This is a genomic window from Pseudomonas sp. PB3P13 (assembly GCF_054897735.1).
In genome coordinates this window covers 23,686-40,535 of sequence record NZ_CM142702.1, presented here as the reverse complement: position 1 = coordinate 40,535, position 16,850 = coordinate 23,686, and the positions used below count along the sequence as shown (strand labels likewise).

The 16,850-nt window shown below is 58.7% G+C and carries 17 protein-coding genes and 1 pseudogene; 5 read left to right on the top strand and 13 right to left on the bottom strand.

The window, feature by feature from the left end:
- Nucleotides 1–4 precede the first annotated feature (4 nt).
- The 4 genes from ACYZT1_RS00200 to exbB all read right to left on the bottom strand — a co-directional run bounded on the left by ACYZT1_RS00200 (nt 5) and on the right by exbB (nt 3,300).
- Nucleotides 5–934 carry a LysR substrate-binding domain-containing protein gene (locus ACYZT1_RS00200; RefSeq protein ID WP_462017122.1) on the bottom strand — a complete coding sequence of 310 codons (930 nt, stop codon included), beginning with the start codon at nt 932–934 and terminating at the stop codon, nt 5–7.
- Between the two features lie 201 nt (nt 935–1,135).
- Nucleotides 1,136–1,888 carry an energy transducer TonB family protein gene (locus ACYZT1_RS00195; RefSeq protein ID WP_462017121.1) on the bottom strand — a complete coding sequence of 251 codons (753 nt, stop codon included), beginning with the start codon at nt 1,886–1,888 and terminating at the stop codon, nt 1,136–1,138.
- Nucleotides 1,885–2,313 (bottom strand): TonB system transport protein ExbD, encoded by a 429-nt coding sequence (exbD, locus tag ACYZT1_RS00190; protein ID WP_462017120.1) that lies wholly within the window; start codon nt 2,311–2,313, stop codon nt 1,885–1,887. Before exbD ends, ACYZT1_RS00195 begins: the two co-directional genes overlap by 4 nt.
- A gap of 6 nt (nt 2,314–2,319) precedes the next feature.
- Nucleotides 2,320–3,300 (bottom strand): tonB-system energizer ExbB, encoded by a 981-nt coding sequence (gene exbB / locus ACYZT1_RS00185; RefSeq protein WP_462017119.1) that lies wholly within the window; start codon nt 3,298–3,300, stop codon nt 2,320–2,322.
- A gap of 188 nt (nt 3,301–3,488) precedes the next feature.
- Here exbB and ACYZT1_RS00180 point away from each other — a divergent pair, with 188 nt between their 5' ends.
- On the top strand, nt 3,489–4,349 hold the full coding sequence (locus ACYZT1_RS00180) for an SDR family oxidoreductase (protein WP_462017118.1): 861 nt from the start codon (nt 3,489–3,491) through the stop codon (nt 4,347–4,349).
- Nucleotides 4,350–4,424: 75 nt separating this feature from the next.
- Here ACYZT1_RS00180 and ACYZT1_RS00175 read toward each other — a convergent pair whose 3' ends face one another.
- The 6 genes from ACYZT1_RS00175 to ACYZT1_RS00150 all read right to left on the bottom strand — a co-directional run bounded on the left by ACYZT1_RS00175 (nt 4,425) and on the right by ACYZT1_RS00150 (nt 9,728).
- A complete protein-coding gene (locus tag ACYZT1_RS00175) occupies nt 4,425–5,165 on the bottom strand; it encodes a hypothetical protein (RefSeq protein ID WP_462017117.1) in 741 nt (246 codons plus the stop codon).
- A 69-nt stretch (nt 5,166–5,234) separates the two neighbouring features.
- A complete protein-coding gene (locus tag ACYZT1_RS00170; RefSeq protein WP_462017116.1) occupies nt 5,235–5,615 on the bottom strand; it encodes a RidA family protein in 381 nt (126 codons plus the stop codon).
- Between the two features lie 23 nt (nt 5,616–5,638).
- A complete protein-coding gene (spoT, locus tag ACYZT1_RS00165) occupies nt 5,639–7,744 on the bottom strand; it encodes a bifunctional GTP diphosphokinase/guanosine-3',5'-bis pyrophosphate 3'-pyrophosphohydrolase (protein WP_462017115.1) in 2,106 nt (701 codons plus the stop codon).
- 57 nt (nt 7,745–7,801) lie between these two features.
- Nucleotides 7,802–8,065 (bottom strand): DNA-directed RNA polymerase subunit omega, encoded by a 264-nt coding sequence (rpoZ, locus tag ACYZT1_RS00160; protein ID WP_028622406.1) that lies wholly within the window; start codon nt 8,063–8,065, stop codon nt 7,802–7,804.
- Nucleotides 8,066–8,231: 166 nt separating this feature from the next.
- The gene (gmk, locus tag ACYZT1_RS00155; protein WP_462017114.1) at nt 8,232–8,852 is read right to left on the bottom strand and encodes a guanylate kinase; all 621 of its coding nucleotides are present in this window, start codon (nt 8,850–8,852) and stop codon (nt 8,232–8,234) included.
- Nucleotides 8,853–8,864: 12 nt separating this feature from the next.
- Complete coding sequence (locus ACYZT1_RS00150; protein WP_462017113.1) at nt 8,865–9,728, bottom strand: YicC/YloC family endoribonuclease; 864 nt, start codon at nt 9,726–9,728, stop codon at nt 8,865–8,867.
- A gap of 269 nt (nt 9,729–9,997) precedes the next feature.
- Between ACYZT1_RS00150 and rph the strand changes: the two genes are divergently transcribed.
- The 3 genes from rph (at nt 9,998) to gltS (ending at nt 12,689) form a co-directional block, all read left to right on the top strand.
- Nucleotides 9,998–10,720 (top strand): ribonuclease PH, encoded by a 723-nt coding sequence (gene rph / locus ACYZT1_RS00145; RefSeq protein WP_462017112.1) that lies wholly within the window; start codon nt 9,998–10,000, stop codon nt 10,718–10,720.
- 28 nt (nt 10,721–10,748) lie between these two features.
- On the top strand, nt 10,749–11,117 hold the full coding sequence (locus ACYZT1_RS00140) for a DUF4870 domain-containing protein (protein WP_462017111.1): 369 nt from the start codon (nt 10,749–10,751) through the stop codon (nt 11,115–11,117).
- A 366-nt stretch (nt 11,118–11,483) separates the two neighbouring features.
- On the top strand, nt 11,484–12,689 hold the full coding sequence (gene gltS / locus ACYZT1_RS00135) for a sodium/glutamate symporter (RefSeq protein WP_462017110.1): 1,206 nt from the start codon (nt 11,484–11,486) through the stop codon (nt 12,687–12,689).
- Nucleotides 12,690–12,770: 81 nt separating this feature from the next.
- Here gltS and ACYZT1_RS00130 read toward each other — a convergent pair whose 3' ends face one another.
- A complete protein-coding gene (locus ACYZT1_RS00130; RefSeq protein ID WP_028622400.1) occupies nt 12,771–13,550 on the bottom strand; it encodes an exodeoxyribonuclease III in 780 nt (259 codons plus the stop codon).
- A gap of 82 nt (nt 13,551–13,632) precedes the next feature.
- Here ACYZT1_RS00130 and pyrE point away from each other — a divergent pair, with 82 nt between their 5' ends.
- Nucleotides 13,633–14,277 (top strand): orotate phosphoribosyltransferase, encoded by a 645-nt coding sequence (gene pyrE, locus ACYZT1_RS00125; RefSeq protein WP_462017109.1) that lies wholly within the window; start codon nt 13,633–13,635, stop codon nt 14,275–14,277.
- 165 nt (nt 14,278–14,442) lie between these two features.
- On the opposite strand, the gene argB is transcribed toward pyrE, so the two are convergent.
- Together argB and ACYZT1_RS00115 are read right to left on the bottom strand one after the other, a co-directional pair.
- On the bottom strand, nt 14,443–15,348 hold the full coding sequence (argB, locus tag ACYZT1_RS00120; protein ID WP_462017108.1) for an acetylglutamate kinase: 906 nt from the start codon (nt 15,346–15,348) through the stop codon (nt 14,443–14,445).
- Nucleotides 15,349–15,387: 39 nt separating this feature from the next.
- A pseudogene (locus tag ACYZT1_RS00115) lies at nt 15,388–16,764 on the bottom strand (phosphomannomutase/phosphoglucomutase); the annotation flags it as partial.
- Nucleotides 16,765–16,850: the final 86 nt, after the last annotated feature.

Here is a 16,850-nt window from a genome sequence, read left to right as displayed (position 1 = left end):
TCGCTTAGCCGGCAACCACCGGCGCTGGCGGCTTGGCCACCGAGCACAGGCGGATCGAATCAGCGAGTATCTCAATCGCTTTGGGCCGCGGGAAACTCGCGCGCCAGGCGATGGCCACTGTACGAAACGGCACCGGTGGCGTCAGCGGGCGGACTTCGATTACGCCAGGGGCGTAGTGATGGCTGTCGACGGCGGAGAGCGGCAGGATCGAGATGCCCAAGCCGGAGGCGACCATGTGGCGAATGGTTTCCAGGGAGCTGGATTCCACCGTGGTGTGCTTGGCGCCGTCGTTGCCTTTGGTCAGGGTCGGGCAGGCTTCCAGCACTTGATCGCGGAAACAGTGGCCTTCACCGAGCAGCAGCAGGCTCTTGTCATTGAGCAGGCTGGCGTCGATGGATTCTTTTTGCGTCCACGGGTGTTGAGCCGGCATCAGCACGTAGAACGGTTCGTCATAGAGCTGCAGCGTCAGCACGTCAGCTTCGTTGAACGGCAGGGCGATGATGATCGCGTCCAGCTCGCCGTTGCGCAGTTTGTCGCGCAGCACGTGGGTGAAATTTTCCTCGATGTACAACGGCATCTGCGGAGCGACCCGGTGCAGTTGCGGAATCAGGTGCGGAAACAGGTAGGGGCCAACGGTGTAGATCGCGCCGACTTTCAGCGGAGCGGTCAGCTGGTTTTTGCCGGCCTGCGCCAGTTCGCGAATGCCTTGAGCTTGCTCGAGCACTTTTTGCGCTTGAGCCACGATGCCTTCGCCAACCGGGGTCAGGCGCACGGCGCTCTTGCTGCGCTCGAAAATCAGCACACCGAGTTCGTCTTCCAGCTTTTTCACGCCCACCGAGAGAGTCGGTTGACTGACGTGGCAACGCTCGGCCGCGTGGCCGAAATGCTGCTCTTGGGCGAGGGTAACGATGTAGCGTAATTCAGTAAGGGTCATGGCGAGCGTCCGTGAAGTTGCGAGCCAAGCATAACGGCTGCAATCGATAGACGCACGTTATCAGACAGAGTGTGGTGAGTGACACCGGGCAATGCGCGTTTGGCAGTGGCAGACACACAAAAGGCACCTTTCGGTGCCCCTAGCCATATTTCCTTTTGTAGCAGCAGGCGTAGCCTGCGTCCGGCTGCTACGGAGATCGCTTTAACGGCGGCGTTTTTCCAGGGAATACACAAACGGTGCAACGATTTCGATCGAGCCGTTGGTCAACATGTCGGCCGGAGGTTTGGGCAGCGGCTGCGCTCGCTTGATCATTTCCAGTGTCGCGCGGTCGAGATCGGCGTTGCCGGAGAGGCCCACCAGTTCGAACGACAAGACACTGCCTTCGGCGTCCACCACGAAGCGCAGACGGTTCAACCCTTCCTTGCCGCGTGACTGAGCACTGGCCGGGTACTTTTTGTACTTGGCCAAGTGCGCGAGCAGGCTGCCTTGCCAGCTGGCCTTGGCTGCTTGCTGCGCCGCCGATGGCACGGGTGCCGATTGTGCGGATTTTTCCGTTGGTGTCTGGGTCGGTTGCGCGTCGCTCGGTTTTTCCTCGGTCGGCTTCTCCTTCGGCGGCTCCGGTTTTTTCTCCACGGGCTTGGGCGGTTGCGGTTTTGGCTTCGGCTTGGGTTTTGGCTTGGGCACCGCAATTTCGGCTTTCGGCGCTTCGGCCAGCTTGGGCATCGGCGGCTCTTCCACCGGCGTCGGCGGCTGCGGTGGCGTGATCACCTTTGGCGGTGCAGGCGGTGGCGGGGCCGGAACCGGCGCCAACTCGACCATCATCGCCTGCGGCGGCAGTTCGATGGGCGGGCGAGACGACCAGTTCAACGCCAGCGCAATGGCCAGCGCATGGACGCCCAGCACCACGGCCAGACTCCCGCTGTAACGCGTCAGCTTTTGGCGCGTCGTGATCATTTCTTGGCTGCCGTCTCGAGTCCGACCAGGCCGACTTTCAGGTAACCGGCGGCGCGCAAGGCATCCATCACGCTCATCAGGTCACCGTAATCCACGCCTTTATCGGCCTGGAAGAAGATCGTCGTGTCTTTCTTGCCTTTGGTGCGGGCGTCCAGCGTGGCGCCGAGTGTCTCGGCCTTCACTTCGTCCTCACCCAGGAACAGTCGCTGGTCAGCCTTGACGCTGAGAAATACCGGCTTCTCTGGCCGTGGCGCCGGTTTGGCGGTGGAAGCGGGCAGGTCGACCTTGATGTCTACGGTCGCCAATGGCGCGGCCACCATGAAAATGATCAACAGCACCAGCATCACGTCGATGAACGGCGTGACGTTGATTTCGTGATTCTCGACCAGATCGTCGTCTGCGCCTTCTTTCAAATGCAAGCCCATGGCGGATTACCCTACTTTGGCCACATGCGGTTGCGTGGAGCGCTCGGCTGTTGGCAGGTGATCGAGATCACGGCTGACCAGCAGCAGGACTTCCGCCGACGCATCCGACACCTGAGCCTTGTAACCGGCAATGGAGCGGGCAAACACGTTGTAGATCACCACCGCCGGGATTGCAGCGACCAGACCCAGCGCAGTGGCCAGCAACGCCTCGGCAATACCCGGCGCTACGACGGCGAGGTTGGTGGTCTGGGTTTTGGCGATGCCGATGAAGCTGTTCATGATGCCCCACACGGTGCCGAACAGGCCTACAAACGGCGCGGTGGAACCGATGGTGGCCAGTACGCCGGTGCCGCTGCTCATGTTGCGGCCGCACGCGGCAACCAGACGCTCGAGGCGGAAGCTCACGCGTTCCTTGATGCCTTCTTTTTCACGGCTGTTGGCCGACAGGCGCATCTCTTCCAGCGCGTCGTGCACCAGCAGGTTGGCAAGGGTGCCCGGCTTGGTCGCCGAAGCGCTGGCTTCCCTGAGCGTGGTGGCTTTTTTCAGGTGGGCGATTTCATTGCGCAGACGACGCTTGGCGCCCATCAGCTCGAAGCCTTTGGCGATCCAGATGGTCCAGGTGATGATCGAAGCGATGGCCAGACCGATCATCACGATTTTCACGATGATGTCGGCGTTCTGGTACATGCCCCAAGGGGACAGGTCGTGTGCCATGCCCAGGGTGTTGTCGGCTTCGAGCACTTCAGGCGCGTCTTCGGCGGGGGCGTCCACGGCTTGTGCGGGATCAGCGGCCACCGGGGTCACGACCGGAGCGGCCTGATCAACAGGTGCGGGCGCTGGAGCGGCTTGGGTCGCGGGAGAGGCAGGAGCCTGGGCATCAGCGAAGGCGGCAGTGGGCGCCAGCATCAAGCCGAGCAGCAGGGCGGCCACAGCGCGCCATGCGCGAGGTCGTTTGGTTGGCGAAGCGGGGAAATGATTGCGTGTCATGCTGGCCGGACCTGAGAGAAAAAGAGGGTAAATGTTCTTCCAGGCCTCGAGGGCCGAGAACAAAAGTGGCGGGCATTATTGCAAGTAATTCTTGTTAACAAAAGTAATACAGTAACTTTTTTTACTTCTTTGCTAGCCGCTCGTCCATTGCCGGCGCTAGTCTGTGCCTTTGCGATAGGAGTTTCTGGATGTCCGCGCCATCTGTTTTGATTGCCGGCTGCGGTGATGTCGGCAGCCGTCTGGCCACGCAACTACTGGCTTTGGGATGGGAAGTTCATGGCTTGCGCCGGGACGTGTCACGTTTGCCCCAGGGCGTGATCGGTGTGGCCGGCGATTTGTTCAATGAAGACTGCCCCGCCACCTGGCCGGTGGGTGCAGTGGATTACCTGGTGTATTGCGCGGCTGCCACCGATCATGATGAAGCAGGCTATCGCGCAGCGTACGTGCAGGGTTTGCAGCATGTACTGAGCTGGCTCGACGATTATGGGCAAGTGCCCAATCGCTTGCTGTTCGTTTCCAGCAGCAGCGTGTACGGCCAGCAGGAAGGTGAATGGGTCGACGAAACCTCACCGGCAGTGCCGGGCAGCGGTTATTCAGGCCGGTTGATGCTGGAAGCCGAACAAGTGGCGCTCGACAGCGGCATCCCCGCCAGCATCGTACGCTTGACCGGCATCTACGGCCCAGGCCGGGAATGGCTGCTGACACAGGTGCGGCGCGGTTATCGCGTGGCGATCGATCCGCCGCTGTATGGCAATCGTATTCATGCCGACGATGCGGCGGGTTTGATGGCGTATTTGCTTGAGGCGGACCGCCGCGGCCAGGCGCTGGATGATATCTATATCGGCGTCGACGATGCGCCTGCACCGCTGGCGGAAGTGGTGAACTGGTTGCGTGAGTATCTGGGTGTAACGGACTGGGCTGACGATGCGAGCGTGCGACGGGCGGGGAGCAAGCGCTGCAGCAACGCACGTGCGAAAGCGCTTGGCTGGACGCCCACGTATCCGACCTATCGCGAAGGCTATGCCGCGATCCTCGAAGGTCGCTGCTGACTTTCGAATACGCCAAACAACGTAGGAGTCAGCGACCTGACTCCTACGTTGTTTGGCGTCAACCTCAAAAGCAGATCACTGCTTCTCCAGCAACCACTTGCGCTCGCCCGGCGTGAACGATGGCATCTCGTCCGCTTGTGCGGTGTTGACGGCTTGCAGGATCTCCAGCTCTTTGCCCTTGCGGTTAAAAATCCAGGCATTGCCCTGACCGTTCAATTGCAACCACAGGCTGTCGTTGCCGCTGCTCATTGAAGCGCAATCGCCGGCCAGGCACAGCGCATAGCGGTCAGCACCGGGCAAGCCGGCCACTTGGCCATCCGCTTGAAACTGCACGGTATTGCCGATGCCGGGGCCACTGATGACTTTCCAGCTGCCGCCCATGTAAGCGGTATACAGCGCACGTTCGAAGGTCGACCCGAAGGGCGCGCCGTCGGGTGCCGGAATCTGCGGTCGGTCGAAAACCTGCTCGGGCTCGTTCTCGCTGGCTGCCTGAGTCAGTTGCTTGCCGTCACGTTTGAGCTCGCTGCCGGAGCTGCCATAAAAATCGACTTTCCAGGCGCCGGACGCTTCGCCCAGCAGCTTGCCGTCGACGTTTTCAAAGCCATTGGTGTAGCGGGCCTGAGCGGCCTTGGTGTTGACGTCCCACTCCAGGTTTGGACCATAAGCCTGAAGCGCTTCGCGCAGAGGGACGCCTTTGGAGGCTGCATCGATCGCCACCTGATTGATCCAGGTGCCGCTGATATCACGATCGGCAGGATCGCTGGCACAACCGCCCAGAAACAGGGCGACCAGCGAGAGAGCTAGCGCTTGGCGCATGTTGGAATCCTTTCAGAACGCTTCGTTGCCTACATCGACGGCGCAGCCTTTGAAGCTGCGCCGGACGCTTTACTCGATAACCAGAATGGCATCCATTTCAACCTGCGAACCCTTTGGCAGGGCTGCTACACCGATGGCGGCGCGGGCAGGGTAAGGCTGCTCGAAGTACTTGCCCATGATCTCGTTGACCTTGGCGAAGTGGCTCAAATCGGTAAGGAAGATGTTGAGTTTGACGATGTCCTTGAACGAGCCGCCGGCAGCTTCGGCCACGGACTTGAGGTTCTCGAACACCTGAACGGTCTGGGCTTCGAAGCCCTCAACCAGTTCCATCGTTTCAGGGTCCAGAGGAATCTGGCCCGACATGTAAACGGTGTTGCCAGCCTTGATCGCCTGGGAGTAAGTGCCGATGGCTGCCGGGGCCTTGTCGCTGGTGATAACAGTCTTGGTCATGAATGACTCCTTGTAATGGTGGCTTATGCGCGCATGCGGGTGATGCGAATCACGCCGGTCAGTGCACGCAGTTTCTTGATCACGCGGGCCAGGTGCACGCGGTCGTGCACGCTGACGACCAGTTGGACCACGCTGATGCGACCATCGCGTTCATCCATGCTGATTTTTTCGATGTTGCCGTCGGCGGCGTTGACACTGCTGGCGAGCAAGGCAATCAGCCCGCGTTGATGTTCCAGCTCCACACGCAGCTCGACGTTGAATTCGCCGGTGACATCCTTGGCCCATGAAAGCTGAATGCATTTTTCCGGGTTATGGCGGATTTCACTGATGTTGCGACAATTGTCCAGGTGCACAACCATGCCTTTGCCAGCAGAAAGGTGACCGACAATCGGATCGCCCGGGATCGGCGTACAACATTTGGCGTAGCTGAGCACCAGGCCTTCGGTGCCGCGAATGGCCAATGGACCTTCGGCCCCAGGCAACTGTTCGCCTTCGCCGAGCAAGCGCCGGGCGACCACATAAGCCATGCGATTGCCCAGTCCGATGTCTTCGAGCAGGTCTTCGATCAGCTCCAGCCGATACTCGGTGAGCATCGCCTTGACGCGTTCCGCCGGGACTTTGTCCAGGGCACTGTCAAAACCGTTGAGGACCTTGTTCAGCAGGCGTTCGCCGAGGCTGATCGACTCGGAACGGCGCTGCAGTTTCAATGCATGGCGGATGTGCGTCCGCGCCTTGCCGGTGACGACAAAGTTGAGCCACGCCGGATTCGGCCTTGCACCGGGAGCGCTGACGATCTCGACCGTGGAGCCGCTTTGCAGCGGCTCGGACAGCGGTGCCAGGCGTCTATTGATCCGACAGGCGATGCAACTGTTGCCGACGTCGGTGTGCACCGCGTATGCGAAATCGACCGCCGTGGAGCCCTTGGGCAATTCCATGATCCGGCCTTTGGGCGTGAACACATAGACCTCGTCCGGGAACAGGTCGATTTTCACGCTTTCGATGAATTCCAGCGAATTGCCGGCGCGCTGCTGCATTTCCAGAACGCCTTTGACCCACTGGCGGGCGCGGGCATGGGTGCCTTTGGGTTGCTCGTCACCGCTGGATTTGTACAGCCAGTGGGCGGCGATGCCGTTGTTGGCCATCTCTTCCATTTCACGGGTGCGGATCTGAATTTCGATCGGAACACCGTGCATGCCGAACAACGTGGTGTGCAGCGACTGGTAGCCATTGGCCTTGGGTATCGCGATGTAATCCTTGAAGCGACCCGGTAACGGTTTGTACAAATTATGCACAGCACCCAGTACGCGGTAGCAGGTATCGACCTTGTCGACGATGATCCGGAACGCATAGACATCCATGATCTCGTTGAAGGCCCGGCGCTTGCCGCGCATTTTCTTGTAAATGCCGTAGAGGTGTTTCTGGCGCCCGCTGACTTCTCCCTGGATTTCATCAATTGCCAGGCAATGGCTCAGGGATTCTTCGATCTTGTTGACGATTTCCTTGCGGTTGCCCCGGGCGCGCTTGACGGCCTGGTTGATCCGCGCCGAACGCATCGGGTGCATGGCCTTGAAGCCAAGGTCTTCGAATTCTATGCGAATGGCGTGCATGCCCAGCCGGTTGGCAATGGGTGCATAGATTTCCAGGGTTTCCTTGGCGATCCGCCGTCGCTTTTCGCCGGACAGGACCTCCAGCGTGCGCATGTTGTGCAGGCGATCGGCCAGTTTGACCAGGATCACGCGAATGTCGCGCGCCATGGCCATGGCCATTTTCTGGAAGTTTTCCGCCTGGGCTTCGGCTTTGGTCTCGAAATTCATCTGGGTCAGTTTGCTGACCCCATCGACCAGTTCGGCCACGGTTTCGCCGAATTGCGCTTGCAGCGCTTCCTTGGCGATACCGGTGTCTTCGATCACGTCATGCAGCATCGCCGCCATCAAACTCTGATGGTCCATGTGCATGTCGGCAAGAATATTCGCCACGGCAAGAGGATGCGTGACATACGCCTCACCGCTACGGCGGCGTTGACCGTCGTGAGCCTGTTCGGCGTAGAAGTACGCTCGGCGGACCAGGTTGACCTGGTCCGTGCCGAGGTAGGTCGATAAGCGATCGGCGAGGGCGTCTATGCTCGGCATGATGACTCCTGCCATTCGCTGTGACCCCGCGCCGTGCTACGTCGACCAGGCATAGGCTTAAACGGCCTCGTTGGACTCGTCCTCGAACGCTGCGAACAGCGGTTCGTCTTCGACGATTTCTGCATTGGCGATGAACTCGTAGCTCATCAGGCCTTCGGCGATTTCGCGCAAGGCGACAACGGTAGGCTTGTCGTTTTCTACTGGGACCAATGGCTCTTTGCCGCCGGTGGCCAGTTGACGGGCACGCTTGGTAGAGAGCATGACCAGCTCAAAGCGGTTTTCCACGTGTTCTAGGCAGTCTTCAACGGTTACGCGGGCCATGGTATTCCTCGGAGCGAATGCAATATGCGCGCTGCCCGGTTGGGCGAGCGGACTGAACAGTTTAAAAAATCACCAGCGATTAGGGAAGCGCTGATTTTTTGAGCAGACCTTCAACGCGCTGCAAGTGCCAATGTAAAGCCCTTGCAGCAGTTTTGGGAAGCCCCGGTCAGCCGAGCAATTCAGCCAAAAGTTTGCCGTTGCGCTGTTGCTGGCGCTTCTGATGCAGCTGATTGGCGCGGAAAATCGCCTGCAGATCGCGCAGCGCATGGGCGAAATCGTCGTTGATGATCAGGTAGTCATAGTCGACGTAATGGCTCATTTCGCTGACGGCTTCACGCATCCGCCCATCGATGATTTCGTCACTGTCCTGGCCACGGTTGGTCAGGCGCTGGTGCAGAGCCTGCAGGGATGGCGGCAGAATGAAGATCGAACGGGCTTGTGGCATCAGCTTGCGCACTTGCTCGGCGCCTTGCCAGTCGATCTCCAGAATCAGGTCGTGACCTTCATCCAGCGTCTGCTGCAGATGACTCTGCGAAGTGCCATAGAGATTGCCGAAAACCTCGGCACGCTCCAGGAAATCACCGTGTTCGATCATCTTCACGAAATCGCCGCGTTCAACGAAGTGATAATTCACCCCGTTCACTTCGCCCGGACGCATGGCGCGGGTGGTGTGGGAAACCGATACGCGAATCTCTTGATCAGCGTCGGTGAGGGCCTTGACCAGGCTGCTCTTGCCCGCGCCCGAAGGAGCGGAAATGATGTACAGGGTGCCGGTGCTGTGGGTCATGTCGGGTTTGCCTTACTCAATATTCTGCACTTGTTCGCGCATCTGCTCGATCAACACTTTGAGGTTGACCGCCGCCTGGGTGCTGCGCGGGTCGAAGGCTTTGGAGCCCAGTGTGTTGGCTTCGCGGTTGAGCTCCTGCATCAGGAAGTCGAGGCGCCGGCCGGCCGCGCCGCCGGACTTGAGCACCCGGCGAACTTCGATGATGTGAGTGCTCAGGCGATCCAGTTCTTCAGCCACGTCGCTTTTTTGCGCGAGCATGACCATTTCCTGTTCCAGACGTTGCGGGTCCATCTCGGCCTTCATGTCGGCAAAGCGGTCGAGGACTTTCTGGCGTTGCGTGGCGAGCATCTGCGGGACAAGCGTGCGCAGGGTTACCACGTCTTCTTCAATCGAACTCAGACGATCATTGATCAAGCGTGCCAGCTCCGCGCCTTCACGTTCGCGGCCGGCCTTAAGCTCGTCAAGGCCTTCGTTGAACAGCGCCAGGGCCTGAGCATTCAGCGCTTGCGGATCGCTTGCATCGCCGACCAGTACGCCGGGCCAGGCCAGCACTTCCAGCGGGTTGAGCGCTGCCGGGTTCTTGATGAGGCCGGCGATGGTTTCGGCGGCCGCAACCAATTGCGCGGCCCTCGCCTGGTCCACCTGTAACGGTTTGTCGGTGTTTTCTTCAGTGAAGCGCAGGGTGCATTCGAGCTTGCCCCGGGAGATGCCTTGGCGAAGCGCTTCGCGGACCGCGCCTTCGAGGTCGCGAAACGATTCCGGCAGGCGCAGATGCGGCTCCAGATAGCGGCTATTGACCGAGCGCAGTTCCCAGCTCAGCGTGCCTTGAGTGCCCGCTTTTTCTACGCGGGCGAAGGCGGTCATGCTGTGCACCATGGAGGTACCTCGCAATGCAGGTCGACGCTGACCCAAGGGGTCGCGGACCTGCAATCTGTGAATGAAAGCCGACAGGCAGCAAAGGCGCAGGATTGTAGCGCAGTGGAGCGGATGCGCCTAAACACACGCTGTGACAAAACCCCTGCAGTCCGTCGGCTATGCTCTGTTCAGGGCCTTCAATCGTCGGGCGGATTGATTAGAAGTGCCCAGTACCGGCGCACGGCTCTATAATGCTCGGCAGTTTTCCGTCCTCCGTACAGGTATTCCCTATGAAACGTCCAAGTGGTCGCGCTGCCGATCAGCTCCGCTCGATCCGCATTACCCGCAACTACACCAAACACGCCGAGGGATCTGTACTGGTCGAGTTCGGTGATACCAAGGTCATCTGCACGGTCAGCGTCGAAAACGGCGTGCCGCGTTTTCTCAAGGGGCAGGGTCAGGGCTGGTTGACCGCCGAATACGGCATGCTGCCGCGGGCGACCGGCGAGCGTAACCAGCGTGAAGCGAGCCGTGGCAAGCAGGGTGGGCGTACCCTGGAAATCCAGCGTCTGATCGGTCGTTCGTTGCGCGCGTCCCTGGACATGTCGAAACTGGGCGATGTGACCCTGTATGTCGACTGTGACGTGATCCAGGCCGACGGCGGTACGCGTACCGCCTCCATCACCGGCGCCATGGTTGCGCTGGTCGACGCCTTGAAAGTCATCAAGAAGCGCGGCGGCCTCAAGGGCGGCGACCCGCTCAAGCAAATGATTGCCGCCGTTTCGGTGGGCATGTATCAGGGCGAGCCGGTGCTCGATCTCGACTACCTGGAAGACTCGGCTGCCGAAACCGACCTGAACGTTGTGATGACCAGCGCCGGCGGTTTTATCGAAGTTCAAGGTACCGCTGAAGGCGCGCCGTTCCAGCCGGAAGACCTCAACGCCATGCTCGAACTGGCGAAGAAAGGCATGACTGAAATCTTCGAACTGCAAAAAGCCGCTTTGGCCGACTGATTGATCCGTTTCAGGCAAGGAGACCGCCATGAGCGACGAGCAAGAGCTGCTTCCGGTTCCGACCAAAGAGGTTCGGCAGTGGGCGATGTTTTGTCACCTTTCTGCGTTCCTGGGTGTCTGGTTGCCATTCGGGCATTTGATTGGGCCGTTGATACTCTGGCAGTGGAAACGTGACAGCGATCCGTACATCGATGCGCAGGGCAAGGAAGCGCTGAATTTTCAGATCACGGTAGCCTTGGTGTCGGGTATTTGTTATCTGCTGATGCTGGTGTTGATAGGTTTTGCGCTGCTGCCGCTGGTACTGATCGGCGCGATGGTTTTGTCCATCATTGCCGGGCTCAAGGCCAATGAAGGGGTGCCTTATCGGTATCCGTTCACATGGCGCTTGGTTAAATAACGAGCGGTGCTTCCTTGTTAGATAAATGCCCCGACGTGTCGGGGCATTTTTTTTGCAAAGCTTTTGTTGTGCCTTAAATTAGTTACTGTTTGTGTATTCCATCTTAGTATCGACTTAATAGCAATATATTCTAAATACATCTTTGGTCACAAACTCTGGCGGCATATCGGGATTGAATACTTGGCAATCGGATTTAGCGATTGATAAAGTTGCGCCGGGTTTTATTTGTAATGAAATATCTCGATACGTTCAGGCCAGTGAAGGTCCTTGAATAAAAGTCTAATCAGTGTTGAGGAATCTCGACCTGTCTCCGAGGCGTGCCCAGGTAAAAAGTGCGTCTCTGAACATGTAAAACAAGAGTATCCAATGTTGCAGCTCGATTTTTATGGAACGCTGGTAGCGGCTTCTTTAGTTCTGTTACTGGGCCGTGGACTGGTCGCGCGAATCGGTTTTTTGCGTGCCTACAATATCCCCGAGCCCGTAGCAGGCGGTCTGGTAGTAGCGGTTATCCTCCTGGTTCTGCGAGCCTTTGAGGTCGAAGTTCGATTCGACACTTCATTGCAGACGCCTTTGATGCTGGCATTCTTCGCCACAATCGGTTTGAGCGCCGACTTCGCCAGCTTGAAGAAAGGCGGGCGGACAGTAGGGATTTTCCTGCTGGTGGTCATTGGGCTTCTGGTGGTCCAGAACGCCTTGGGCATAAGCCTGGCAACGGCCTTGGGCCTTGATCCGCTGATGGGTTTGTTAACTGGCTCGATCACCTTGTCAGGCGGTCATGGTACCGGCGCCGCATGGGGCGCGACGTTTAGCGAGCAGTATGGTCTGGCCTCTGCATCCGAGCTTGCCCTGGCTTCTGCAACATTTGGTCTGGTGCTGGGCGGCTTGATTGGCGGTCCGGTGGCGCGTCTGCTTATCAAGCGTGTCCAGACGCCTGGCCTGGAGCAGGAAAAGCCACGGCTGCCCAAAGGCTTTGAGCAGCCCAACAAAGAGCGCTCGATTACTCCTTTTTCGTTTATCGAGACGCTCGCGCTGATCTCCGTAAGCTTGCTGGCCGGCACTCTCTTGAATGACCTGCTTCGCGACACCGCGTTCGCGTTGCCGACGTTTGTTTGCGTCTTGTTTGTCGGTGTGCTTTTAAGGAACAGCCTGTCGGCGTTTGGCTTGTATCAAGTATTCGAGCGTGAAGTTTCGGTATTGGGCAATGTAAGTCTCTCGCTGTTTCTGGCGATCGCTCTAATGTCCCTGAAGTTGTGGGATCTGGCTGCGATGGCGTTGCCGATCTTCATCATTCTGGCTGCCCAGGCGTTGGTTATGGCGCTCTTCGCAATTTTCGTGACATTCAGAGTCATGGGCAGTAATTACGATGCGGCCGTATTGGCGGCAGGGCATTGCGGTTTTGGACTGGGCGCGACGCCCACTGCGATTGCAAACATGCAAGCGGTGACTCAGCGTTACGGACCCTCGCAGACTGCGTTTTTAGTAGTGCCAATGGTAGGCGCGTTCTTTATCGACATCGTCAACGTCATCGTGATCAAGTTGTACCTGGCGCTGCCATTTTTCGCCGCTGTTTGAAGTCGGGGTCCACACCCGTAATAGCGCACAATAAAAATGCCCGTATCTTGCGATACGGGCATTTTTATAACTGGCAAATTGTTAGATGGTCAGCGTCCAGTCATAGTCCACGATCAGCGGTGCATGCTGCGAGAACCGCGGCTGACGTGGCAGGCGCGCACTGCGTACAAAACGGCGCAGGCCCGGCGTCAACAACTGGTAGTCGAAACGCCAGCCAAGGTTCAGCATTTCCGCCTGTTCGTTGTCCGGCCACCAGCTGTACTGGTCGCCTTCACGGCTGACTTCGCGCAAGGCGTCGACATAACCCATGTTGCCGACAATCTCGTCCAGCCAGGCACGTTCAGGTGCCAGGAAGCCCGGAGACTGCTGGCTGTCACGCCAGTTCTTGATATCCAGCTTTTGCTGCGCCACGTACAGCGAGCCACAATAAATGTACTCGCGCCGTTTGCGCCGCTGTTTATCCAGATAACGGCCGAAATCGTCCATTAGCTTGAATTTCTGGTTCAAGTCTTCATCGCCGTTCTGCCCCGAAGGAAGCAGCAAGGTCGCGATGCTGACCTTGTCGAAATCGGCTTGCAGGTAGCGCCCGTAGCGGTCGGCCGTCTCGAAGCCGAGACCGCTGATGACTGCCTTCGGTTGCAACCGCGAATACAAAGCCACGCCACCTTGGGCGGGTACTTCGGCTTCGCAGGCATAAAGGAAGTAGCCATCCAGTTGGAAAGCTGGATCGTCCAGTTCAAAGGCGGAGGCGCGGGTGTCCTGCAGGCAGATGACGTCGGCATTCTGTGCTTGCAGCCAACTGAGCAAACCTCGCTCCACTGCAGCCTGAATACCATTGACGTTCACACTGATGATCCGCATAAATGGCCCCAAAAATCGCGTGCGTGTATGATACACGGCGTCAAGCTAATTAGCTAAATCCGTGGTATTTGGGGTTTTTTTCATGCAGGCGTATCAGCGCGATTTTATTCGTTTTGCCATCGATCGCGGGGTTTTGCGCTTCGGTGAGTTCACCCTGAAGTCCGGGCGCACCAGTCCTTACTTCTTCAATGCCGGTCTGTTCAACAGCGGTTCTGCACTGGCCCAGCTGGGTCGTTTCTATGCGGCGGCCATCACCGAGAGCGGCATCCCGTTCGACGTGTTGTTTGGTCCTGCGTATAAAGGTATCCCGTTGGCGGCGACCACCGCGGTTGCGCTGGCCGAGCATCACGAACGTGACTTGCCATGGTGCTTCAACCGCAAGGAAGCCAAGGCTCACGGTGAGGGCGGCAGCCTGGTTGGCGCGCCGTTGACCGGTGAGGTGCTGATCATCGACGACGTGATCACTGCCGGCACCGCAATACGCGAAGTCATGCAGATCATTGCATCCCAGGAAGGGGCGAAAGCGGCGGGCGTGCTGATCGCCCTTAACCGTCAGGAGCGTGGCAACGGTGAGTTGTCCGCCATTCAGGAAGTTGAGCGTGATTTCGGTATCCCGGTGATCAGCATCGTTTCGCTGAATCAGGTGCTGGAATTCCTGGCGGACGATCCGCAGCTAAAGCAGCACCTGCCAGCCGTCGAAGCCTACCGGGCCCGGTTCGGCGTCTAACTGCTTTTCCCTGTGGGAGCGAGCTTGCTCGCGATGAGGCCATAACATTCGACATTATCATTGACTGTCAAGCCGCTATCGCGAGCAAGCTCGCCCCCACAGGGATTGCAGGCAAAAAAAGACCCCGTTCAACCAGGCTGAGCGGGGTCTTTTTGTATCCATTGCTTAGTGACGCTTGCGATTGCTGATCAGGGTGCCCACGCCGGTATCGGTGAAGATTTCCAGCAATACCGCGTTTGGTACGCGCCCGTCGATGATGTGCGAGGTGGCGACGCCGCCTTGTACCGCTTCCAGCGCGCAACGGATCTTCGGCAGCATGCCGCCGTAAATCGTGCCGTCGGCGATCAGTTCGTCAACTTGCTGAGTTGTCAGGCCCGTCAAAACTGTGCCCTGCTTGTCCATAAGGCCGGCAATGTTGGTCAGCAGCATCAGCTTTTCAGCCTTCAGCGCTTCGGCGACTTTACCAGCCACCAGGTCAGCGTTGATGTTGTACGACTCGCCGTTGGCGCCGACGCCGATGGGCGCGATCACCGGGATGAAATCGCCTTTGACCAGCAGGTTCAGCAAATCGGTGTTGATCCCGACTACTTCGCCCACTTGCCCGATGTCGATGATTTCCGGTTGGGTCATCTCTGGCGTCTGGCGGGTCACGGTGAGCTTCTTCGCACGAATCAGCTCGGCGTCTTTGCCGGTCAGGCCGATGGCGCTGCCGCCATGACGGTTGATCAGGTTGACGATGTCCTTGTTGACCTGGCCGCCGAGAACCATCTCCACCACGTCCATGGTCTGCGCATCAGTGACGCGCATGCCATCAATGAAGTGGCTCTCGATCGACAGCCGCTTGAGCAGGTCGCCGATTTGCGGGCCGCCGCCGTGAACGACTACCGGGTTGATGCCCACGGCTTTCATCAGCACGATGTCGCGGGCGAACCCGGTTTTCAGCTCCTCGCTTTCCATCGCGTTGCCGCCGTATTTGATCACCAGCGTCTTGCCGACATAGCGTCGGATGTAAGGCAGCGCTTCGGACAGGACCTTGGCGGTGTTGGCGGCGGCTTCGCGTTCGAGGGTCATTCAGGGCTCCGGCACTTCGATAAAAGGCGCTTCAATAAATCAAAACGGTAGTTGGAGATCAGGTGCAACACGCTTGAGCTGGACTTTGAAAACGTCCTTGATGCGCTGCAATTCCGCCTCGTCATCGGCCTCGAAACGCAGCACCAGCACCGGTGTGGTGTTGGATGCGCGCACCAGGCCCCAGCCTTTGGCGTAATCGACTCGCACGCCGTCGATGGTGGTCAGGTCGGCGCCTTCACCCCACTGCGCGTCGTGCAAGGCATCAATGATGCTGAATTTGCTCTCTTCGGTCACATGGATATTGATTTCAGGCGTGGAAATATCGTTCGGGAATGTGGCGAACAGCTCTTCTGCGGTGGATTTTTCTTTACTGAGAATTTCCAGCAGACGTGCGGCGCTGTAAATACCATCGTCGAAACCGAACCAGCGTTCCTTGAAGAAGATGTGCCCGCTCATTTCACCGGCCAGCAAGGCGCCGGTTTGCTTCATTTTCTTTTTGATCAACGAGTGACCGGTCTTCCACATTAGCGGGCGGCCGCCGTATTCCTTGATCAGCGGCGTCAGGCGACGGGTGCATTTGACGTCGAAGATGATCTCCGCGTCCGGATTGCGCGCGACGACGTCACGGGCGAACAGCATCAACAAACGATCCGGATAGACGATGTTGCCGGTGTTGGTCACCACGCCGACGCGGTCGCCGTCGCCGTCGAATGCCAGGCCGATATCGGCGTTGGTTTCCTTGACCTTGGCGATCAGATCAACGAGGTTTTCAGGCTTGCCGGGATCCGGGTGGTGGTTCGGGAAGTTGCCATCGACGTCGCAGAACAGCGGGATGACTTCGCAGTTCAGCGCTTCGATCAGTTGCGGGGCGATCACGCCGGCCGCACCGTTGCCGCAGTCGACAACGACCTTGAGGCGACGGGCCAGTTTGATGTCCTGGACGATTTCAGTGTTGTAGCGGTCGAGGATCTCGACCTGGGTGATGCTGCCCGGGCCGCTGCTCAGATTATTGGTCTTGAGGCGGTCGTGCAGGGCTTGAATCTGTTCGTTGGCCAGGGTGTCGCCGGCAATGACGATCTTGAAGCCGTTGTAGTTCGCCGGGTTGTGGCTGCCGGTCAGCATCACGCCTGTTTTGCCGGCGAGTACGTTGGCGGCGTAGTACAACGCCGGCGTTGGCACCAGGCCCACATCGCTGACGTGGCAACCGGCCTCGGCCAGGCCTTTGATCAATTGCTCGACCAGCTCAGGCCCGGACAGACGGCCATCGCGACCCACGCTAACGTTCGGTTCACCTTGGGACAAACTCTGTGCGCCGATAGCGCGACCGAGCCAGTAGGCAGTTTCAGCATTCAGGAACTCCGGAACGGTGCCGCGGATGTCATAAGCACGGAAAATACTGGCCGGGAAGTTGGGTGCGACTTGGGCGGGGGTGTTCATCTGAGGAAATACTCCATCTCGAAAGTGACCAGACTAGCCTGCGAAATGCTCGGGGGCTGGCTCAA